The 14938-nt window shown below is 61.7% G+C and carries 12 protein-coding genes; 8 read left to right on the top strand and 4 right to left on the bottom strand.

Features of this window, described 5'->3' with window-relative positions:
- Positions 1–150: 150 nt before the first annotated feature.
- The 8 genes from J3P81_RS08720 to cobA all read left to right on the top strand — a co-directional run bounded on the left by J3P81_RS08720 (position 151) and on the right by cobA (position 11854).
- The gene (locus J3P81_RS08720) at positions 151–1362 is read left to right on the top strand and encodes a CmpA/NrtA family ABC transporter substrate-binding protein (RefSeq protein WP_434563207.1); all 1212 of its coding nucleotides are present in this window, start codon (positions 151–153) and stop codon (positions 1360–1362) included.
- A 14-nt stretch (positions 1363–1376) separates the two neighbouring features.
- Positions 1377–1952: an ANTAR domain-containing response regulator gene (locus J3P81_RS08715; protein ID WP_420764740.1), complete on the top strand. Its 576-nt coding sequence runs from the start codon at positions 1377–1379 to the stop codon at positions 1950–1952.
- Positions 1953–2284: 332 nt separating this feature from the next.
- On the top strand, positions 2285–3496 hold the full coding sequence (locus tag J3P81_RS08710; RefSeq protein WP_025212688.1) for a nitrate/nitrite transporter: 1212 nt from the start codon (positions 2285–2287) through the stop codon (positions 3494–3496).
- 9 nt (positions 3497–3505) lie between these two features.
- Positions 3506–5176, top strand: coding sequence for a protein kinase domain-containing protein (locus J3P81_RS08705; protein WP_434563205.1), 1671 nt, complete (start codon positions 3506–3508; stop codon positions 5174–5176).
- Between the two features lie 427 nt (positions 5177–5603).
- A complete protein-coding gene (nirB, locus tag J3P81_RS08700; RefSeq protein ID WP_434563203.1) occupies positions 5604–8057 on the top strand; it encodes a nitrite reductase large subunit NirB in 2454 nt (817 codons plus the stop codon).
- Entirely contained in the window at positions 8054–8374 is a 321-nt protein-coding gene (gene nirD, locus J3P81_RS08695) for a nitrite reductase small subunit NirD (RefSeq protein ID WP_434563201.1), read from the top strand. The genes nirB and nirD overlap by 4 nt, the downstream gene beginning before the upstream one ends.
- Complete coding sequence (locus J3P81_RS08690; protein WP_434563199.1) at positions 8371–11088, top strand: nitrate reductase; 2718 nt, start codon at positions 8371–8373, stop codon at positions 11086–11088. The genes nirD and J3P81_RS08690 overlap by 4 nt, the downstream gene beginning before the upstream one ends.
- A 10-nt stretch (positions 11089–11098) precedes the next feature.
- Positions 11099–11854, top strand: coding sequence for a uroporphyrinogen-III C-methyltransferase (gene cobA / locus J3P81_RS08685; RefSeq protein WP_420764746.1), 756 nt, complete (start codon positions 11099–11101; stop codon positions 11852–11854).
- A 186-nt stretch (positions 11855–12040) separates the two neighbouring features.
- Here the strand turns inward: cobA and J3P81_RS08680 are convergent, their stop codons facing one another.
- The 4 genes from J3P81_RS08680 to J3P81_RS08665 all read right to left on the bottom strand — a co-directional run bounded on the left by J3P81_RS08680 (position 12041) and on the right by J3P81_RS08665 (position 14937).
- A complete protein-coding gene (locus tag J3P81_RS08680) occupies positions 12041–13075 on the bottom strand; it encodes an OmpA family protein (RefSeq protein ID WP_186609887.1) in 1035 nt (344 codons plus the stop codon).
- A 107-nt stretch (positions 13076–13182) separates the two neighbouring features.
- Positions 13183–13773: an RNA polymerase sigma factor SigX gene (gene sigX / locus J3P81_RS08675; protein ID WP_420764747.1), complete on the bottom strand. Its 591-nt coding sequence runs from the start codon at positions 13771–13773 to the stop codon at positions 13183–13185.
- 91 nt (positions 13774–13864) lie between these two features.
- Positions 13865–14689 (bottom strand): mechanosensitive ion channel family protein, encoded by an 825-nt coding sequence (locus J3P81_RS08670; protein WP_045155488.1) that lies wholly within the window; start codon positions 14687–14689, stop codon positions 13865–13867.
- Between the two features lie 2 nt (positions 14690–14691).
- Positions 14692–14937, bottom strand: coding sequence for a CrfX protein (locus J3P81_RS08665; RefSeq protein WP_420764748.1), 246 nt, complete (start codon positions 14935–14937; stop codon positions 14692–14694).
- Position 14938: the final 1 nt, after the last annotated feature.

Raw genomic sequence — 14938 nt, 5'->3', positions numbered from 1 at the left:
CAGCGCTGGCATATGCCTTGCACCTTTTTGGTCATCAGCGCCCCATGCCAACGACGGAATGAGTGCCGCACTGTTTCAAAGAACAACGGCGTCGGCGTCCGGCCTTCCTTGGCCCGGACACGGCGCTTTTTGATGTGGAAGGTGATATCGATGAATGAAGTTCCAGCCACGCCCCTGGCCTGGGTCAATGGCAGCGATGCCCCGGAAAAAAGCGCGATCAATCTTGGCTTCATGGCCCTGAGCGACTGCGCCCCGGTGGTGGTGGCCGCCACCCAAGGCTTCGCCCAACCCTACGGCCTGACCTTGAACCTCAAGCGCCAGGCGTCCTGGGCCAACCTGCGGGACAAACTGGTCAGTGGCGAAATCGACGCAGCCCACAGCCTGTACGGCCTGATCTATGCCGTGCACCTGGGCATCGGCGGCGTCGCGTCCACCGACATGGCCGTGCTGATGGGGCTGAACCAGAACGGCCAGAGCATCAACCTGTCCCACGGCCTCCAGGCCCAAGGCGTGACCAGTCCTGAGGCACTGGAACAGCACGTGCACCAAACTCGCCCGAAACTGACGTTCGCCCAGACGTTCCCCACCGGCACCCACGCCATGTGGCTCTACTACTGGCTCGCGGCCCAGGGCATTCATCCTTTATCGGACGTCGACAGCGTCGTGGTGCCGCCGCCGCAAATGGTCGCGCACTTGCAAGCTGGTCGTATCGACGGTTTTTGCGTGGGCGAACCCTGGTGCGCCAGCGCGGTGAAGCAGAACCTTGGTTTTACCCTGGCGACCACCCAGACGATCTGGCCCGATCACCCGGAGAAAGTCCTCGGTTGCACCCGCGCTTTCGTCGAGCAATACCCCAATACCGCCCGGGCATTGGTCATGGCGATCCTTGAAGCCAGCCGTTTCATCGAGCAAAGCGTCGAGAACCGTCGCAGTACCGCGCAATTGCTCAGCGCGCCCGAATACCTCGATGCGCCGCTGGATTGCATCGAGCCGCGCCTGCTGGGCATCTACGCCGACGGCCTGGGCAACAGCTGGCAAGATCCCCATGCCATGCGCTTCCACGGAGGCGGCGAGGTGAACCTGCCATACTTGTCCGACGGCATGTGGTTCATGACACAGTTCCGCCGCTGGGGCCTGCTGCGCGAAGACCCGGACTACCTGGCCGTCGCGCGCCAGGTCCAGCAACTCGAGCTGTACCGTGAAGCCGCTGCGACACTGGGCATGACGCCCCCAGGCCAGGACATGCGCAGCAGCCAACTGATCGACGGCACCACCTGGGACGGCACGGACCCGGCCGGGTACGCCCGCAGCTTCAAACTGCACGCCTTGAGCGATGCGGCTCCCCTTCTCGCCAGCCGCTGACAGGAGCCACGATTATGCTGCGTATCCTGCTGATCAACGACACCGCGAAAAAAGTCGGCCGCCTTAGAGCGGCCTTGATTGAGGCCGGCTTCGAAGTGATCGACGAATCCGGCCTGACCATCGACCTGCCCGCGCGCGTCGAAACGGTGCGTCCGGACGTGATCCTGATCGATACCGAGTCACCCGGACGCGATGTGATGGAGCAAGTAGTGCTGGTCAGTCGCGACCAGCCGCGACCGATCGTCATGTTTACCGACGAGCACGATCCGGATGTGATGCGCCAGGCCATCAAGTCGGGTGTGAGTGCCTACATCGTCGAAGGCATCCACGCCGCGCGCCTGCAACCGATCCTTGATGTCGCCATGGCGCGCTTCGAAAGCGACCAGGCCCTGCGCGCCCAACTGCTGGCCCGCGACCAGCAACTGGCTGAACGCAAGCGCATCGAACTGGCCAAGGGCATGCTGATGAAAATGAAAGAGTGCAACGAGGAACAGGCCTACACGCTGATGCGCCGCCAGGCCATGAGCCGCCAGCAGAAGCTGATCCAGGTGGCGGAGCAGATCATTGCGATGAATGAATTGCTTGGCTGAAAGCCTTGTAGTGCCTGGCCTGCCCCATTCGCGAGCAGGCTCGCTCCCACAGAATCGGTGAACGCCTCAAATCCCCATGTGGGAGCGAGCCTGCTCGCGATAGCCATCCCCCTCCCTCGGGTTGGCACAGATCTCGCTTAAGCAACCCCACAGGTAACCAACGGCGGTTGCCCCACCTACGACAAAGACGTCGCACACCCTCTTGCCACTCAGGCAATCCGGGTTGCGGCGTTTTTTTGTTTTGGTCCTGCGGGACCGGTGGTGCGACCACAGGCGGCGCACTGCTCAAAGCACTGACTCATTTCTCGAGACTTTTAAAGCTGAGGTGCGCGATGAATTCAAGCTTCTGGAAATCCGGCCACACCCCGACATTGTTCGCGGCCTTCCTCTATTTCGACCTGAGCTTCATGGTCTGGTACCTGCTTGGCCCGTTGGCGGTGCAGATCTCTGCCGACCTGCACCTGACCACGCAACAGCGCGGCCTGATGGTCGCCACCCCGATCCTCGCCGGTGCCGTACTGCGCCTGTTCATGGGCCTGCTGGCCGACCGGATTTCGCCGAAGACCGCCGGCATGGTCGGTCAGGTGATCGTCATTGGTGCGCTGTTCTGCGCCTGGAAACTGGGCATCCACAGCTACGAGCAAGCGCTGCTGCTAGGCCTGTTCCTCGGTGTGGCCGGCGCTTCGTTCGCCGTGGCCCTGCCGCTGGCGTCCCAGTGGTATCCGCCGCAGCACCAGGGCAAGGCCATGGGCATCGCCGGGGCCGGCAACTCGGGCACCGTGCTCGCCGCATTGATCGCACCGGTCATGGCCGTGGCCTTCGGCTGGACCAACGTGTTCGGCTTCGCGCTGATCCCGCTGGTGCTGACCCTGGTCCTCTTCGCCTGGCTGGCCAAGAACGCCCCCGAGCGCCCCAAGGCCAAATCCATGGCCGACTACCTCAAGGCCCTGGGCGACCGGGACAGCTGGTGGTTCATGTTTTTCTATAGCGTGACCTTCGGCGGCTTCATCGGCCTGGCCAGCGCCCTGCCCGGCTACTTCAACGACCAATATGGCCTGAGTCCGGTCACGGCCGGCTACTACACCGCCGCCTGCGTCTTTGGTGGCAGCCTCATGCGCCCATTGGGCGGCGCCCTGGCGGACCGCTTCGGCGGCATCCGCACCTTGCTCGGCATGTACACCGTCGCGGCCGTCTGCATCGCCGCGGTGGGGTTCAACCTGCCAAGTTCCTACGCGGCATTGGCTTTGTTCGTCTGCACCATGCTTGGCCTGGGTGCGGGCAACGGCGCGGTGTTCCAATTGGTGCCACAACGTTTCCGTCGGGAAATCGGCGTGATGACCGGGCTGATCGGCATGGCCGGCGGCATCGGCGGCTTCGCTCTCGCGGCGGGCATGGGCGCGATCAAGCAGAGCACCGGCAGCTACCAGTTGGCGTTGTGGTTGTTCGCCAGCCTTGGTGTCCTGGCCTGGTTCGGCCTGCACGGCGTCAAGCGTCGCTGGAGAACTACTTGGGGTTCGGCCGCCGTCACCGCTGCTCGGGTCTGACCGCCCATCATGAGCCTGCAATTGAGTTTTGCCGAAGCCAGTGCCATCGGCCCACGGGAGGAGAACCAGGACGCCCTGCGCCTGGTGACCCCTGCCCCGGCCTTGGCCGCCAGCAAGGGTTACCTGTTCGCCATCGCCGACGGTGTGAGCCAATGCGCCGATGGCGGGTTGGCGGCGCGCTCTACTTTGCAGGCACTGGCGCTGGACTACTACGCCACGCCGCAAACCTGGGGCGTGGCCCAGGCACTGGACCGGCTGCTGTCGGCGCAGAACCGCTGGCTGCAGGCCAACGGTGGCGGGCAGCCGCTGCTCACCACCGTCAGTGCCCTGGTGCTGCGGGGCCGGCGCTTCACCCTCGCCCATGTCGGCGATTGCCGGGTCTACCGCTGGCACGCCGACCACCTGCAACGGGTCAGCGAAGACCATGTCTGGGAACAACAGGGCATGCAGCATGTGCTCAAGCGCGCCCTGGGGTTGGATCAGCACCTGATCCTCGATTTCCTGGACGGTGAGCTACGCGAAGACGAAACCTTCGTGCTGCTCAGCGACGGTGTCTGGGCGGTACTCGGGGACACGGCCATCGCCGGCATCCTGCGCGACCAGCCGGACCTCAATCTCGCCGCGCATACGCTGGTCAACGCCGCGCATCTGGCCGGTAGCCAGGACAACGCCAGCGCGCTGCTGGTGCGGGTCGATGCGGTGGGCGAAGCGAGCATCGGCGACGCGTTGATCCAATTGCAGCAGTGGCCCCTGCCACCTGCGCTGAAGGCGGGCCAAGTGTTCGAGGGCTGGCAGATCGAAGGCGCGCTCGGCCAGAGCCAGCAGTCGTTGCTCTACCGGGTACGCGATGGCCAGGGCCAACCCTGGCTGCTGAAAACCTTGCCCGGGCAGTTACGGGACGACACCCGGGCCGGCCAGGCGCTGCTATCGGAAGAATGGTTTCTCAAGCGGGTCGCGGGCAGGCAATTTCCGGAGGTGCATGGCGTGCCTCAGCGCCAGCATCTGTACTACGTGATGCGCGAATACCCGGGCGCGACCCTGGCCGAGCTGTTCAACCAGGGCGGTCCGCTGTCGCTGGCCCAATGGCAAGATCTGGCGCAGCGGTTGGTGCGAGCGGTGGGTCTGCTGCATCGAAGGCAGATCTACCACCGCGACATCAAGCCGGAAAACCTGCACCTGGGAGACGATGGCGAATTGCGCCTGCTGGATTTTGGCCTCGCGTACTGCCCCGGCCTGTCCGAGGACCAGGCCAACGTGCTGCCCGGAACGCCCAGCTACATTGCCCCGGAAGCCTTCGGCGGCAACGCCCCTACGGCGCAACAGGATTTGTATGCGGTCGGCGTGACCTTGTATTTCCTGCTGACGGGGCACTATCCCTACGGCGAAATCGAAGCCTTCCAGCGCCCGCGCTTTGGCGTGCCGATCAACGCCAGCCGCTATCGACCGGACCTTGCCGAATGGCTTGGACAAAGCCTTGAACGGGCCGTGGCGGCAGACCCCGCGCAGCGCTTTGAAACAGCCGAGGAATGGCTGTTGGTTCTGGAACAGGGCGAGCGGCGCAGCATGAGCGTAAGGCCCAGGCCTTTGCTCGAGAGGGAGCCGCTGAAGGTCTGGCGGACGTTGGCGCTGGTGTCGTTGGTGGTGAATGTGGTGCTGCTGTTCCTGGTGTTTAACAGCTGAAATCCGGTCGCCCCCCATCGCGAGCAAGCTCGCTCCCACACTGGATCCTAAGTGGAAACAAAACCTGTGGGAGCGAGCTTGCTCGCGATGGCGGCCTGTCTACCACTACAAACTATCGGCCCCACGCTCCATTAGCGAGCAACACGCTTTGATTCGGTGCAATAAATTCCCCTCGGTTTCACCCGACCCGCCGATCACCCAACAAATCCGCGTTCCCGAAGCACTTGGCACAACCACTGCATAACCTCTCTCACCATACATAAAGCAACGCTTCCAACGATGAAGGCGGTGCTTCCCGAGAGAACGGGACCAGGACAAAGGCGTCCTCGCTAGCTGTGCTAGCGGGACGCCTTTTTTTGTTTTCGAAAAATTGTCGAGCCAGCCTGACCGCCGTGATGAAACAGGCCTGAGCTTGCGGAGAACCCTGATGAAAAAACTCAAACTGGTAATGATCGGCAACGGCATGGCCGGGGTTCGAACCCTCGAGGAACTGCTCAAGTTGAGCAATGAGCTCTACGACATTACGGTGTTCGGCGCCGAGCCCCACGCCAACTACAACCGCATCCTGCTCTCACCCGTGCTCGCCGGGGAACAGACGTTCGAAGAAATCGTGCTCAACGACCTGAACTGGTATCAGGAAAACAACATCAAGCTGCTGCTCAACCGCAAGGTAGTAGAGATCGACCGGGTCAAGCGCCGGGTCATCGCCGAAGACGGCAGCGAAGCCGAATACGACCGCTTGCTCATCGCCACCGGTTCCACGCCGTTCATCCTGCCGATCCCCGGCAACACCCTCAATGGCGTGATCGGCTACCGCGACATCGCCGACACCCAGGCGATGATCGACACCGCCAGGACCCATAAACACGCTGTGGTGATCGGTGGCGGCCTGCTGGGCCTGGAAGCCGCCAACGGCCTGAAGCTGCGCGGCATGGACGTGACCGTCGTGCACATCGGCGAATGGCTGCTGGAACGGCAATTGGACAAGACCAGCGGCCAACTGCTGCAAACCGCCCTGGAAAGCCGTGGCCTGAAATTCCGTCTCAGCGAACAGACCCAGGCCCTGCATGACGCCGGCAATGGCCGTGTCGGCTCGGTACAGTTCAAGAGCGGCGACGTCATTCCCGCCGACCTGGTGGTGATGGCCGCTGGCATCCGTCCCAACACCGAGCTGGCGGAAAAATCCGGCATCCCGTGCAACCGCGGGATCCTGGTCAACGACACGATGCAGACCTACGACCCACGCGTTTACGCCATCGGCGAATGCGCCAGCCACCGCGGCACCGCCTACGGCCTGGTCGCGCCGTTGTTCGAACAGGCAAAAGTCTGCGCCAACCACCTCGCGCAACTGGGTTTCGCCACTTACAAGGGATCAGTCACGTCAACCAAGCTGAAAGTCACCGGCATCGACCTGTTCTCCGCCGGCGACTTCATGGGCGGCGAAGGCACCGAGACCATCACCCTTTCCGACCCGATCGGCGGCGTCTACAAAAAGCTGGTGATCAAGGATGACGTGCTGGTCGGTGCCTGTCTGTACGGCGATACGGCGGATGGCGGCTGGTATTTCCGCCAGATCCGTGAGAATCACGCCATCAGCGAGATCCGCGACCACCTCATGTTCGGCGAAAACGCACTTGGCGATGTAGGCCATCAGGGCCAGGACAAAGCCATGAGCATGGCCGACACTGCCGAAGTCTGCGGCTGCAACGGCGTGTGCAAGGGCACCATCGTCAAGGCGATCCAGGAACACGGGCTGTTCAGCGTCGATGACGTGAAGAAACACACCAAGGCCGCCAGTTCCTGCGGCTCCTGCGCCGGCCTGGTGGAGCAGATCCTGATCAACACCGTGGGCGGCGCGGCGGACGTCAAGCCCAAAAGCGAGAAAGCCATCTGCGGCTGCAGCGACCTCAACCACGGCCAGATTCGCCAGGCGATCCGCGACCAGCATCTGCTGACCATCGCCGGAACCATGAGCTACCTGAACTGGCGCACCCCGAACGGCTGCGCCACCTGCCGACCTGCGCTGAACTATTACCTGATTTCCACCTGGCCCGGCGAAGCCCAGGACGACCCGCAGTCGCGCCTGATCAACGAACGCGCCCACGCCAATATCCAGAAAGACGGTACCTACTCCGTAGTGCCGCGGATGTGGGGCGGCGTGACCAACCCGTCCGAGCTGCGGCGCATTGCCGATGTCGCCGACAAGTACAACGTGCCCATGGTCAAGGTCACTGGCGGTCAGCGCATCGACTTGCTGGGCATCAAGAAGCAAGACCTGCCCGGCGTGTGGAAAGACCTCGACATGCCGTCCGGCCATGCCTATGGCAAATCCATCCGCACGGTGAAGACCTGCGTGGGCAGTGAGTTCTGCCGCTTCGGCACGCAGAACTCCACCCAGCTTGGCATCGAGCTGGAACATGACTTGTTCAATATGTGGTCGCCGCACAAAGTGAAGCTGGCTGTCTCCGGTTGCCCTCGCAACTGCTCGGAAGCAGGCATCAAGGACGTAGGCATTATCGGCGTCGATTCCGGCTGGGAGATGTACATCGGCGGCAACGGCGGGATCAAGACCGAGGTCGCCGAGTTTTTCGTCAAGCTCAAGACCGCCGAAGAAGTACGCGAATACAACGGTGCTTTTCTTCAGCTGTACCGCGAGGAAGCCTTCTACCTCGAACGCACCGTGCACTACATGCAGCGGGTCGGCATGGAGCACATCAAGAAAGCGGTATTGGAAGACCCGGAGCGGCGCAAGGCCCTCAACGAACGTCTGAAGTTTTCCCTGTCCCTGGAACAGGACCCTTGGAAACAGCGGCTGGAACAGCCTCAACTGAAAAAAGAGTTCGAGGCCATCCCCGTGAAAAACCTGGAGGTGCCGGCATGAACTGGCTGGATATCTGCGCGTTGGACGAAATCAACGCCCTGGGCTCACGCATCATCCAGGGGCCGAAGGGCGATATCGCGATTTTTCGTACCAGCGACGATGAAGTTTTCGCACTCGACGACCGCTGCCCGCACAAGGGCGGCCCATTGTCCCAAGGCCTTATCTACGGCAAGCGCGTGGCCTGCCCGCTGCACAACTGGCAGATCGACCTGGAAACCGGCCTGGCCCAAGCCCCGGACGTGGGTTGCGCCCACCACCATACGGCCCGGGTAGAGAACGGCCGGGTCATGCTGGCCCTGCGGGAAGCAAGCTCATGAGCCGCCAGACCACAGCCTCGACCTGCTGTTATTGCGGGGTCGGTTGCGGCGTGTTGATCGAGCATGACGGCGAGCGGATCCTCGGCGTCAGTGGCGATCCTGCCCATCCGGCCAACTTCGGCAAACTGTGCAGCAAGGGCTCGACGCTGCACCTGACCGGCGACCTCGCCGCCCGCGCGCTCTACCCCGAGCTGCGCCTGGGCAAAGGCCTGGCCCGGGCCCGCACCGACTGGGACAGCGCGCTCGATCACGCTGCCAGTATTTTCGCCGAGACCATCGCCGAGCACGGCCCCGACAGCGTGGCCTTCTACATCTCCGGTCAATTGCTCACCGAGGATTACTACGCCTTCAACAAACTCGCCCGGGCTCTGGTGGGCACCAACAATATCGACAGCAACTCGCGGCTGTGCATGTCCTCCGCCGTGGTGGGCTACAAGCGAAGCCTCGGCGCCGACGCCCCACCTTGCAGCTACGAGGACCTGGAACTGAGCGACTGCGTGATGATCGTCGGCAGTAACATGGCCTACGCCCACCCGATCCTGTTTCGTCGCCTCGAAGAAGCCAAATCCCGCCGGCCAGAGATGAAAATCATCGTCATCGACCCCCGGCGCACCGACACCTGCGACCTGGCGGACCTGCACCTGGCGATCCTGCCGGGCACCGACGTCGCATTGTTCCATGGGATTTTGCACCTGCTGTTGTGGGAAGACTGGATTGATCGCAGTTTCATCAAGGCACACACCGAAGGCCTCGCGGACCTGAAGAATCTGGTACGCGACTACACACCCGCCATGGTCGCCCAGCTGTGCGGTATCAGTGTCGAGCAACTGCACCAATGCGCCGAATGGGTCGGCACCTCGCCCAGTTTCCTGTCGTTGTGGTGCATGGGCCTGAACCAGTCCACCGCCGGCAGCGCCAAAAACAGCGCACTGATCAACCTGCACCTGGCCACCGGACAGATCGGCCGTCCGGGCGCGGGCCCGTTTTCCTTGACCGGCCAGCCGAACGCCATGGGCGGCCGCGAAACGGGCAGTCTGTCCAACCTGCTGCCCGGTCATCGCGAAGTAGCCAACCCGGAACATCGCGCTGAAGTAGCCGATTACTGGGGCGTCGATCAGTTACCCGCAACCCCCGGCCTCAGCGCCATCGAATTGTTCGAGCAGGTGCGCAACGGCAAGATCAAGGCGCTGTGGATCGCCTGCACCAACCCGGCCCAATCGATGCCTGACCAGGCCGCCATACGCGAAGCCCTGCAAGCCTGCCCATTCGTGGTATTGCAGGAGGCTTTCCGCACCACCGAGACCGCCACCTTCGCCGACCTGCTGCTGCCAGCGGCCAGTTGGGGTGAGAAAGAAGGCTCGGTCACCAACTCCGAGCGGCGCATTTCACACGTTCGCCGGGCAATAAACGCCCCGGGTGAAGCACGTCCGGACTGGGCCATCACCGTGGATTTCGCACAGCGTCTGGAAAAACGCCTGCGTCCGGCCCCCTCCAGCCTGTTTGGCTTCGAAACCCCGGCCCAACTGTTCGATGAGTACAAGCAACTGACCCGTGGTCGCGACCTGGACCTGTCCGGTATAAGCCACGCGCTGATCGATCAGCTTGGCCCCCAGCAATGGCCTTTCCGCGAAGGCGCTACGGTCGGCACCGCCCGTTTATACGTAGACGGCGTGTTTCCTACGGAAAGCGGCCGGGCTCGGTTTGTAGCCGACCCCTATCGCGCCGCCAAGGAATTGCGTGACGCGCGCTATCCGTTGACCCTGAACACCGGCCGCTTGCGTGACCAGTGGCACGGCATGAGCCGCACCGGCACCGCCGCGCAATTGTTTGGCCATGTCAACGAAGCGGTGCTCAGCCTGCATCCCGACGAGCTGCTTCGCCATCGCCTGCAAGCGGGCGACCTGGTCAGCCTCAAAAGCCGTCGCGGCAGCCTGATCGTGGCGGTGGAGAGCGACGAAAGCGTGCGCCCCGGACAGGCATTCCTGCCCATGCACTGGGGCGACCGGTTTCTCAAGGGCGGGGTCAACGTCCTGACTCAACCGGCGTTCGACCCTTTGTCGAAGCAGCCGGAGCTCAAGCACAGCGGCGTGCGCCTGGAACCGGTGAACCTGCCATGGCAGCTTTTCGCCTTGATCGAAGGCGATGTTCAACAGCATCTGGAGACTTTGCGTCCTCTGTGTGAGGCGTTTGCCTATGTCAGCCTTAGCCTTACCGGACGTGAACGTCCCGCATTGCTGATTCGCGCCGCCAGCGCTGCTGCGCCCGCACCGCAACTGCTCCAGGCGATCGACGAGCAACTCGGCCTTATCGACGGGCCCGTCTTGGCCTATGACGATCCGCGCCGCTCCATTGGCAAGCGGGTGCGGATCGAAAACGGCCGCATCACGGCCATTCGGCTGGCCGGAGAAACCCTGGCTCGCCATTGGCTGCAGAACCTGTGGCTCGAAGGTCGCGCCGACGAGCAACTGCGGCGCTGGCTGCTGGCCCCCTTGAGCGCGCCACCGGGCAACACCGGTGCCGCCATGGGCGGCGGGAAAACCCTGTGCAATTGCATGAATGTCAGCCAGCGCGCGGTTTGCGCGGGTATCGAGCGCGGCCTGGATTTGCAGGGCCTGAAAAAAGAACTGGGTTGCGGCACACAGTGCGGTTCCTGCGTACCGGAAATCAAACGCCTGCTGGTTGCCAACGCGCAACCGCTGGCGGCTATCTCGTGAGGAAAACACTATGAACGCAAAAGTCTGGCTGGTAGGTGCGGGTCCTGGCGACCCTGAATTGCTGACCCTCAAAGCCGTGCGCGCCATGGGCGAAGCCGACGTCGTGTTGATCGATGACCTGGTCAACGAGGCAGTGCTGGAACATTGTCCGGGCGCGCGCATCATCGCCGTGGGCAAGCGCGGCGGTTGCCGCTCCACGCCACAAGCGTTCATTCATCGACTGATGCTGCGTTATGCCCGCCAAGGCAAATGCGTGGTACGCCTCAAGGGCGGCGACCCGTGCGTTTTCGGCCGGGGCGGCGAAGAAGCGCAGTGGCTGCGCGAACACGGGGTCGAGGTGGAACTGGTCAATGGCATCACGGCGGGTCTTGCCGGAGCCACCCAATGCGATATTCCACTGACCTTACGCGGCGTTGCTCGTGGCGTGACGCTGGTCACCGCCCATACCCAGGACGGCAGCAGCCTGAACTGGCAAGCCCTGGCCCAGGGCGGGACGACCCTTGTGGTGTATATGGGGGTGGCGAAACTGAGCGAGATCCGTGAGCAATTGCTGGCGGGCGGTATGGCGGCGAATACACCGGTCGCCATGATTGAAAACGCCTCCCTGCCCCACCAGCGCGACTGCCGCAGCGACCTGGCATCGATGGAAACCGACGCCAGCGCGTTTCAACTCAAGAGTCCGGCGATCCTGGTGATTGGTGCGGTGGCGGCTGCCGCTGAGCTTGCCACCTCCCCGCCTGCCTGGGCCCAGGTTTGCGCCCTCTAACAGACAAACCAAAACCTGTGGGAGCGAGCTTGCTCGCGATGGCGGTGGTTAAGTCGCACATACATGGACTGACACACTGCCATCGCGAGCAGGCTCGCTCCCACAGGTTCTGCACAAGCCGTCCCATTAAATCCCAGACAAAGAAAAACCCGGCCTAAGCCGGGTTTTTCTAGTGCTATGGGCTAATTACTTAGCTTGAGCTTCAACCTGCGCTTCTACGCGACGGTTGACTGCACGACCAGCGTCAGTGGCGTTGTCGGCAACTGGGCGGGATTCGCCGTAGCCAACAGACTGAACGCGGGACGATTCAACACCGTACTGGTTGGTCAGAACTTGCTTAACGGCGTTTGCACGACGCTCAGACAGTTTCTGGTTGTAAGCGTCAGGACCGACGGAGTCAGTGTGACCTTCAACAGTGGTGCTGGTGGATGGGTACTGCTTCATGAAATCAGCCAGGTTCTTGATGTCGCCATAGCTGTTTTCTTTAACGACCGACTTGTCGAAGTCGAACTTGACGTCCAGCTCAACACGTACGACTTCAGCAACAGCTGGGCAGCCATCAGCGTCAACGGTTACGTTGGCTGGGGTGTCAGGGCACTTGTCGACGTTGTCGCACACGCCATCGTTGTCGCTGTCGGAGCAGACTTCAGCAGGTGCTGGAACTGGAGCAGCAGCTGGCTTGGAGCCGCCACCGAAGTTCACACCGATACCGACGCTAGGAGCCCACTCGGTGTCGCCCTGGTCGATGTTGTACTGAGCTTCAACGCCAGCACGGGCGTAGAAGTTGTCGGTGAAATACAGCTTGGCGCCGCCACCAACGTTGGCGAAGGTAGAACGGTTACGACCGTTGCTGCCATTCTGGTCGATGCTCTGGTCGGAGAAACCGGCCGAAACGTAAGGACGCAGCATGTCGCCTGGGTTGTTGAAGTGGTACAGAGCGTCCAGAGCGGTGTTCGCGCCCTTGACGTTGGTGCCATCGTCGGTACGTGCGTTGTGCACTTCGTCGTAGGCCAGACGCAGTTCAACGTCGTCGGTCAGGAAGTAACCAACCGAACCGCCGAACAGGTTGCCGTTGTTCTTGAAATCACGAGCGCTGTCGAACATTTCTTTCTTGGCGAAGCCTTCGATTTCAACTGCGCCTTGGCCTTGTGCCAGAGCGCCGAACGAAGTGGCAGCAATCAAAGAACCAATGGCAAAGCCCAAGGTGTTTTTCAGTTTCATCCGTTAAATCCCCATCTGGTGATTGTGAAGCAGTCCCGCAAACCGGGGGACAACTCGGCGGCAAGTCTATCAGAACTTGCCTACACGTAAGAGATATTTGCGCTGAACTAAGTTTCAGCTATGCCCGCAAATTTCTCACGCAGCTTATCGAGCGCGCGCTTATAACGCATTTTTGTCGCGCTCAGACCCATGTGCATTATGTCTGCGATCTCCTGGAATTCCAGTTCTGCGACAAATCGTAGCACCAGAATTTCCCTGTCGATCGGGTTCACATAAACCAGCCAGCGATCGAGTCCACCCTTTTCCTCGGGCTTGGGCGCCTTTTCCTCGGACGCTTCCTCGAGAGGGTCAAGGCTCAACGCGTCCATCAACCGACGCTTTCGCCGCTCCTTGCGATACTGTGTGATGCATTCGTTGTAGGTGATGCTATATAGCCACGTCTTGAACTTCGATTTCCCCTCGAAGTTCTTCAAGCCGTACAGCACCTTCAACATCACCTCCTGACAGACATCATCAGCATCACGATCGTTCCCAAGATATCTTGCACAAACGTTAAATAATGTCCGCTGGTAACGGCGCATCAACTCTTCGTATGCGCGTGTGACGTGAAACAGCTCCGAATGCGCGCGCGCGACCAACTCCTCATCGGAGAGATCACGGGGGTCGTAGCGCGTGGATAGCGATTGGGGTTTGTTCAAAACAAGTCGGGCCGACAGTCTAGGTCAATGTGCGCCGCAGCCTGCGGTACCAGGCATTTTGCGGCGGCATACATTAGCAGGATTTGCCGGGTTAGCGGCTACTCACATGCTGTTCCAGCAGAATCCGATTGGACAGCGACACCAGCTCGCCTTCCTCGGTCAGCAATGTGGTCTTCACCGTGCCGATCTCTTCGATCTGGCCTTCGACCTCTCCAACACGCACTTGTTGCCCAACCTCGTAGAGCTCACGCACATAGATTCCCGCAAGAATCTGACCGGCGATTTCCCGGCTTCCCAACCCCATGGCCAGCGCAACCGCCAGACCAACGGTAATCAAGACAATCACGATCACATGGTTGAGCAGGTCAGTCTTGACCTCCAACTGGCTGATCGCGACCGAAATACTGATGATGATCACCAGGCCCTGGGCAATCCGTCCAAGTCCCGAAGCATAATCGAGCCCGACACCTTCGGCGGCGCCGCGCACCAGGCCGTTGGCCAATTGCGCCAGCAACACGCCCACCAGCAACACCAAGGCAGCGCCGAACACCTTCGGCAAATACAGCGCCAGCATGTCCAGGGTCGCTGAAACGCGCTCCAGGCCCAGGGACTCAGCCGCGGAAACCAGGAATATAAGCAGCACGAACCAATAGACGATCTTGCCCACCAAGGTCGAGATCGGAACCTGGATGCCGCCACGGGACAAGAGCTTGGTCAGGCCGGTGCCGCCCATCAGGCGATCGAGGCCCAATTTGGCGAGCAGCTTGGACAGCAACGTGTCCAGCAGCTTGGCCACGACAAAACCCAACAACAGCACCACCAAGGCGCCGAATAGATTGGGAATAAAGTTAGCTATCTTGGTCCACAACGCAGTCATTGCCGTGACGAGGCTCTGGGTCCAGAGATCAAGTTCCATATTCAGTCAGCCTTATCAGCGGTGCGAGTAACAGGTTTGCGACGGGAAACCGGGGAGACGTGGGCCGACCCGTTGTTCAGGGCGATCATCAGCGCTGGCACCCAACGGCCCAGCAGGCTGAACAGATCGCCGGCGCCCACCTGGCGGTTGGCGGTTTTGAGTACACGGCCCAGGCATGCATCGTCGTCCCGGCTGGACGGCGAGGCCTTGAGCATGTCGCGCAGAGACTGTTCAAACGGATCGTGCATA

This window comes from Pseudomonas sp. R1-6 (assembly GCF_051132115.1).
Taxonomy (GTDB): domain Bacteria; phylum Pseudomonadota; class Gammaproteobacteria; order Pseudomonadales; family Pseudomonadaceae; genus Aquipseudomonas.
This window is presented reverse-complemented; position numbering and strand designations above follow the sequence as displayed.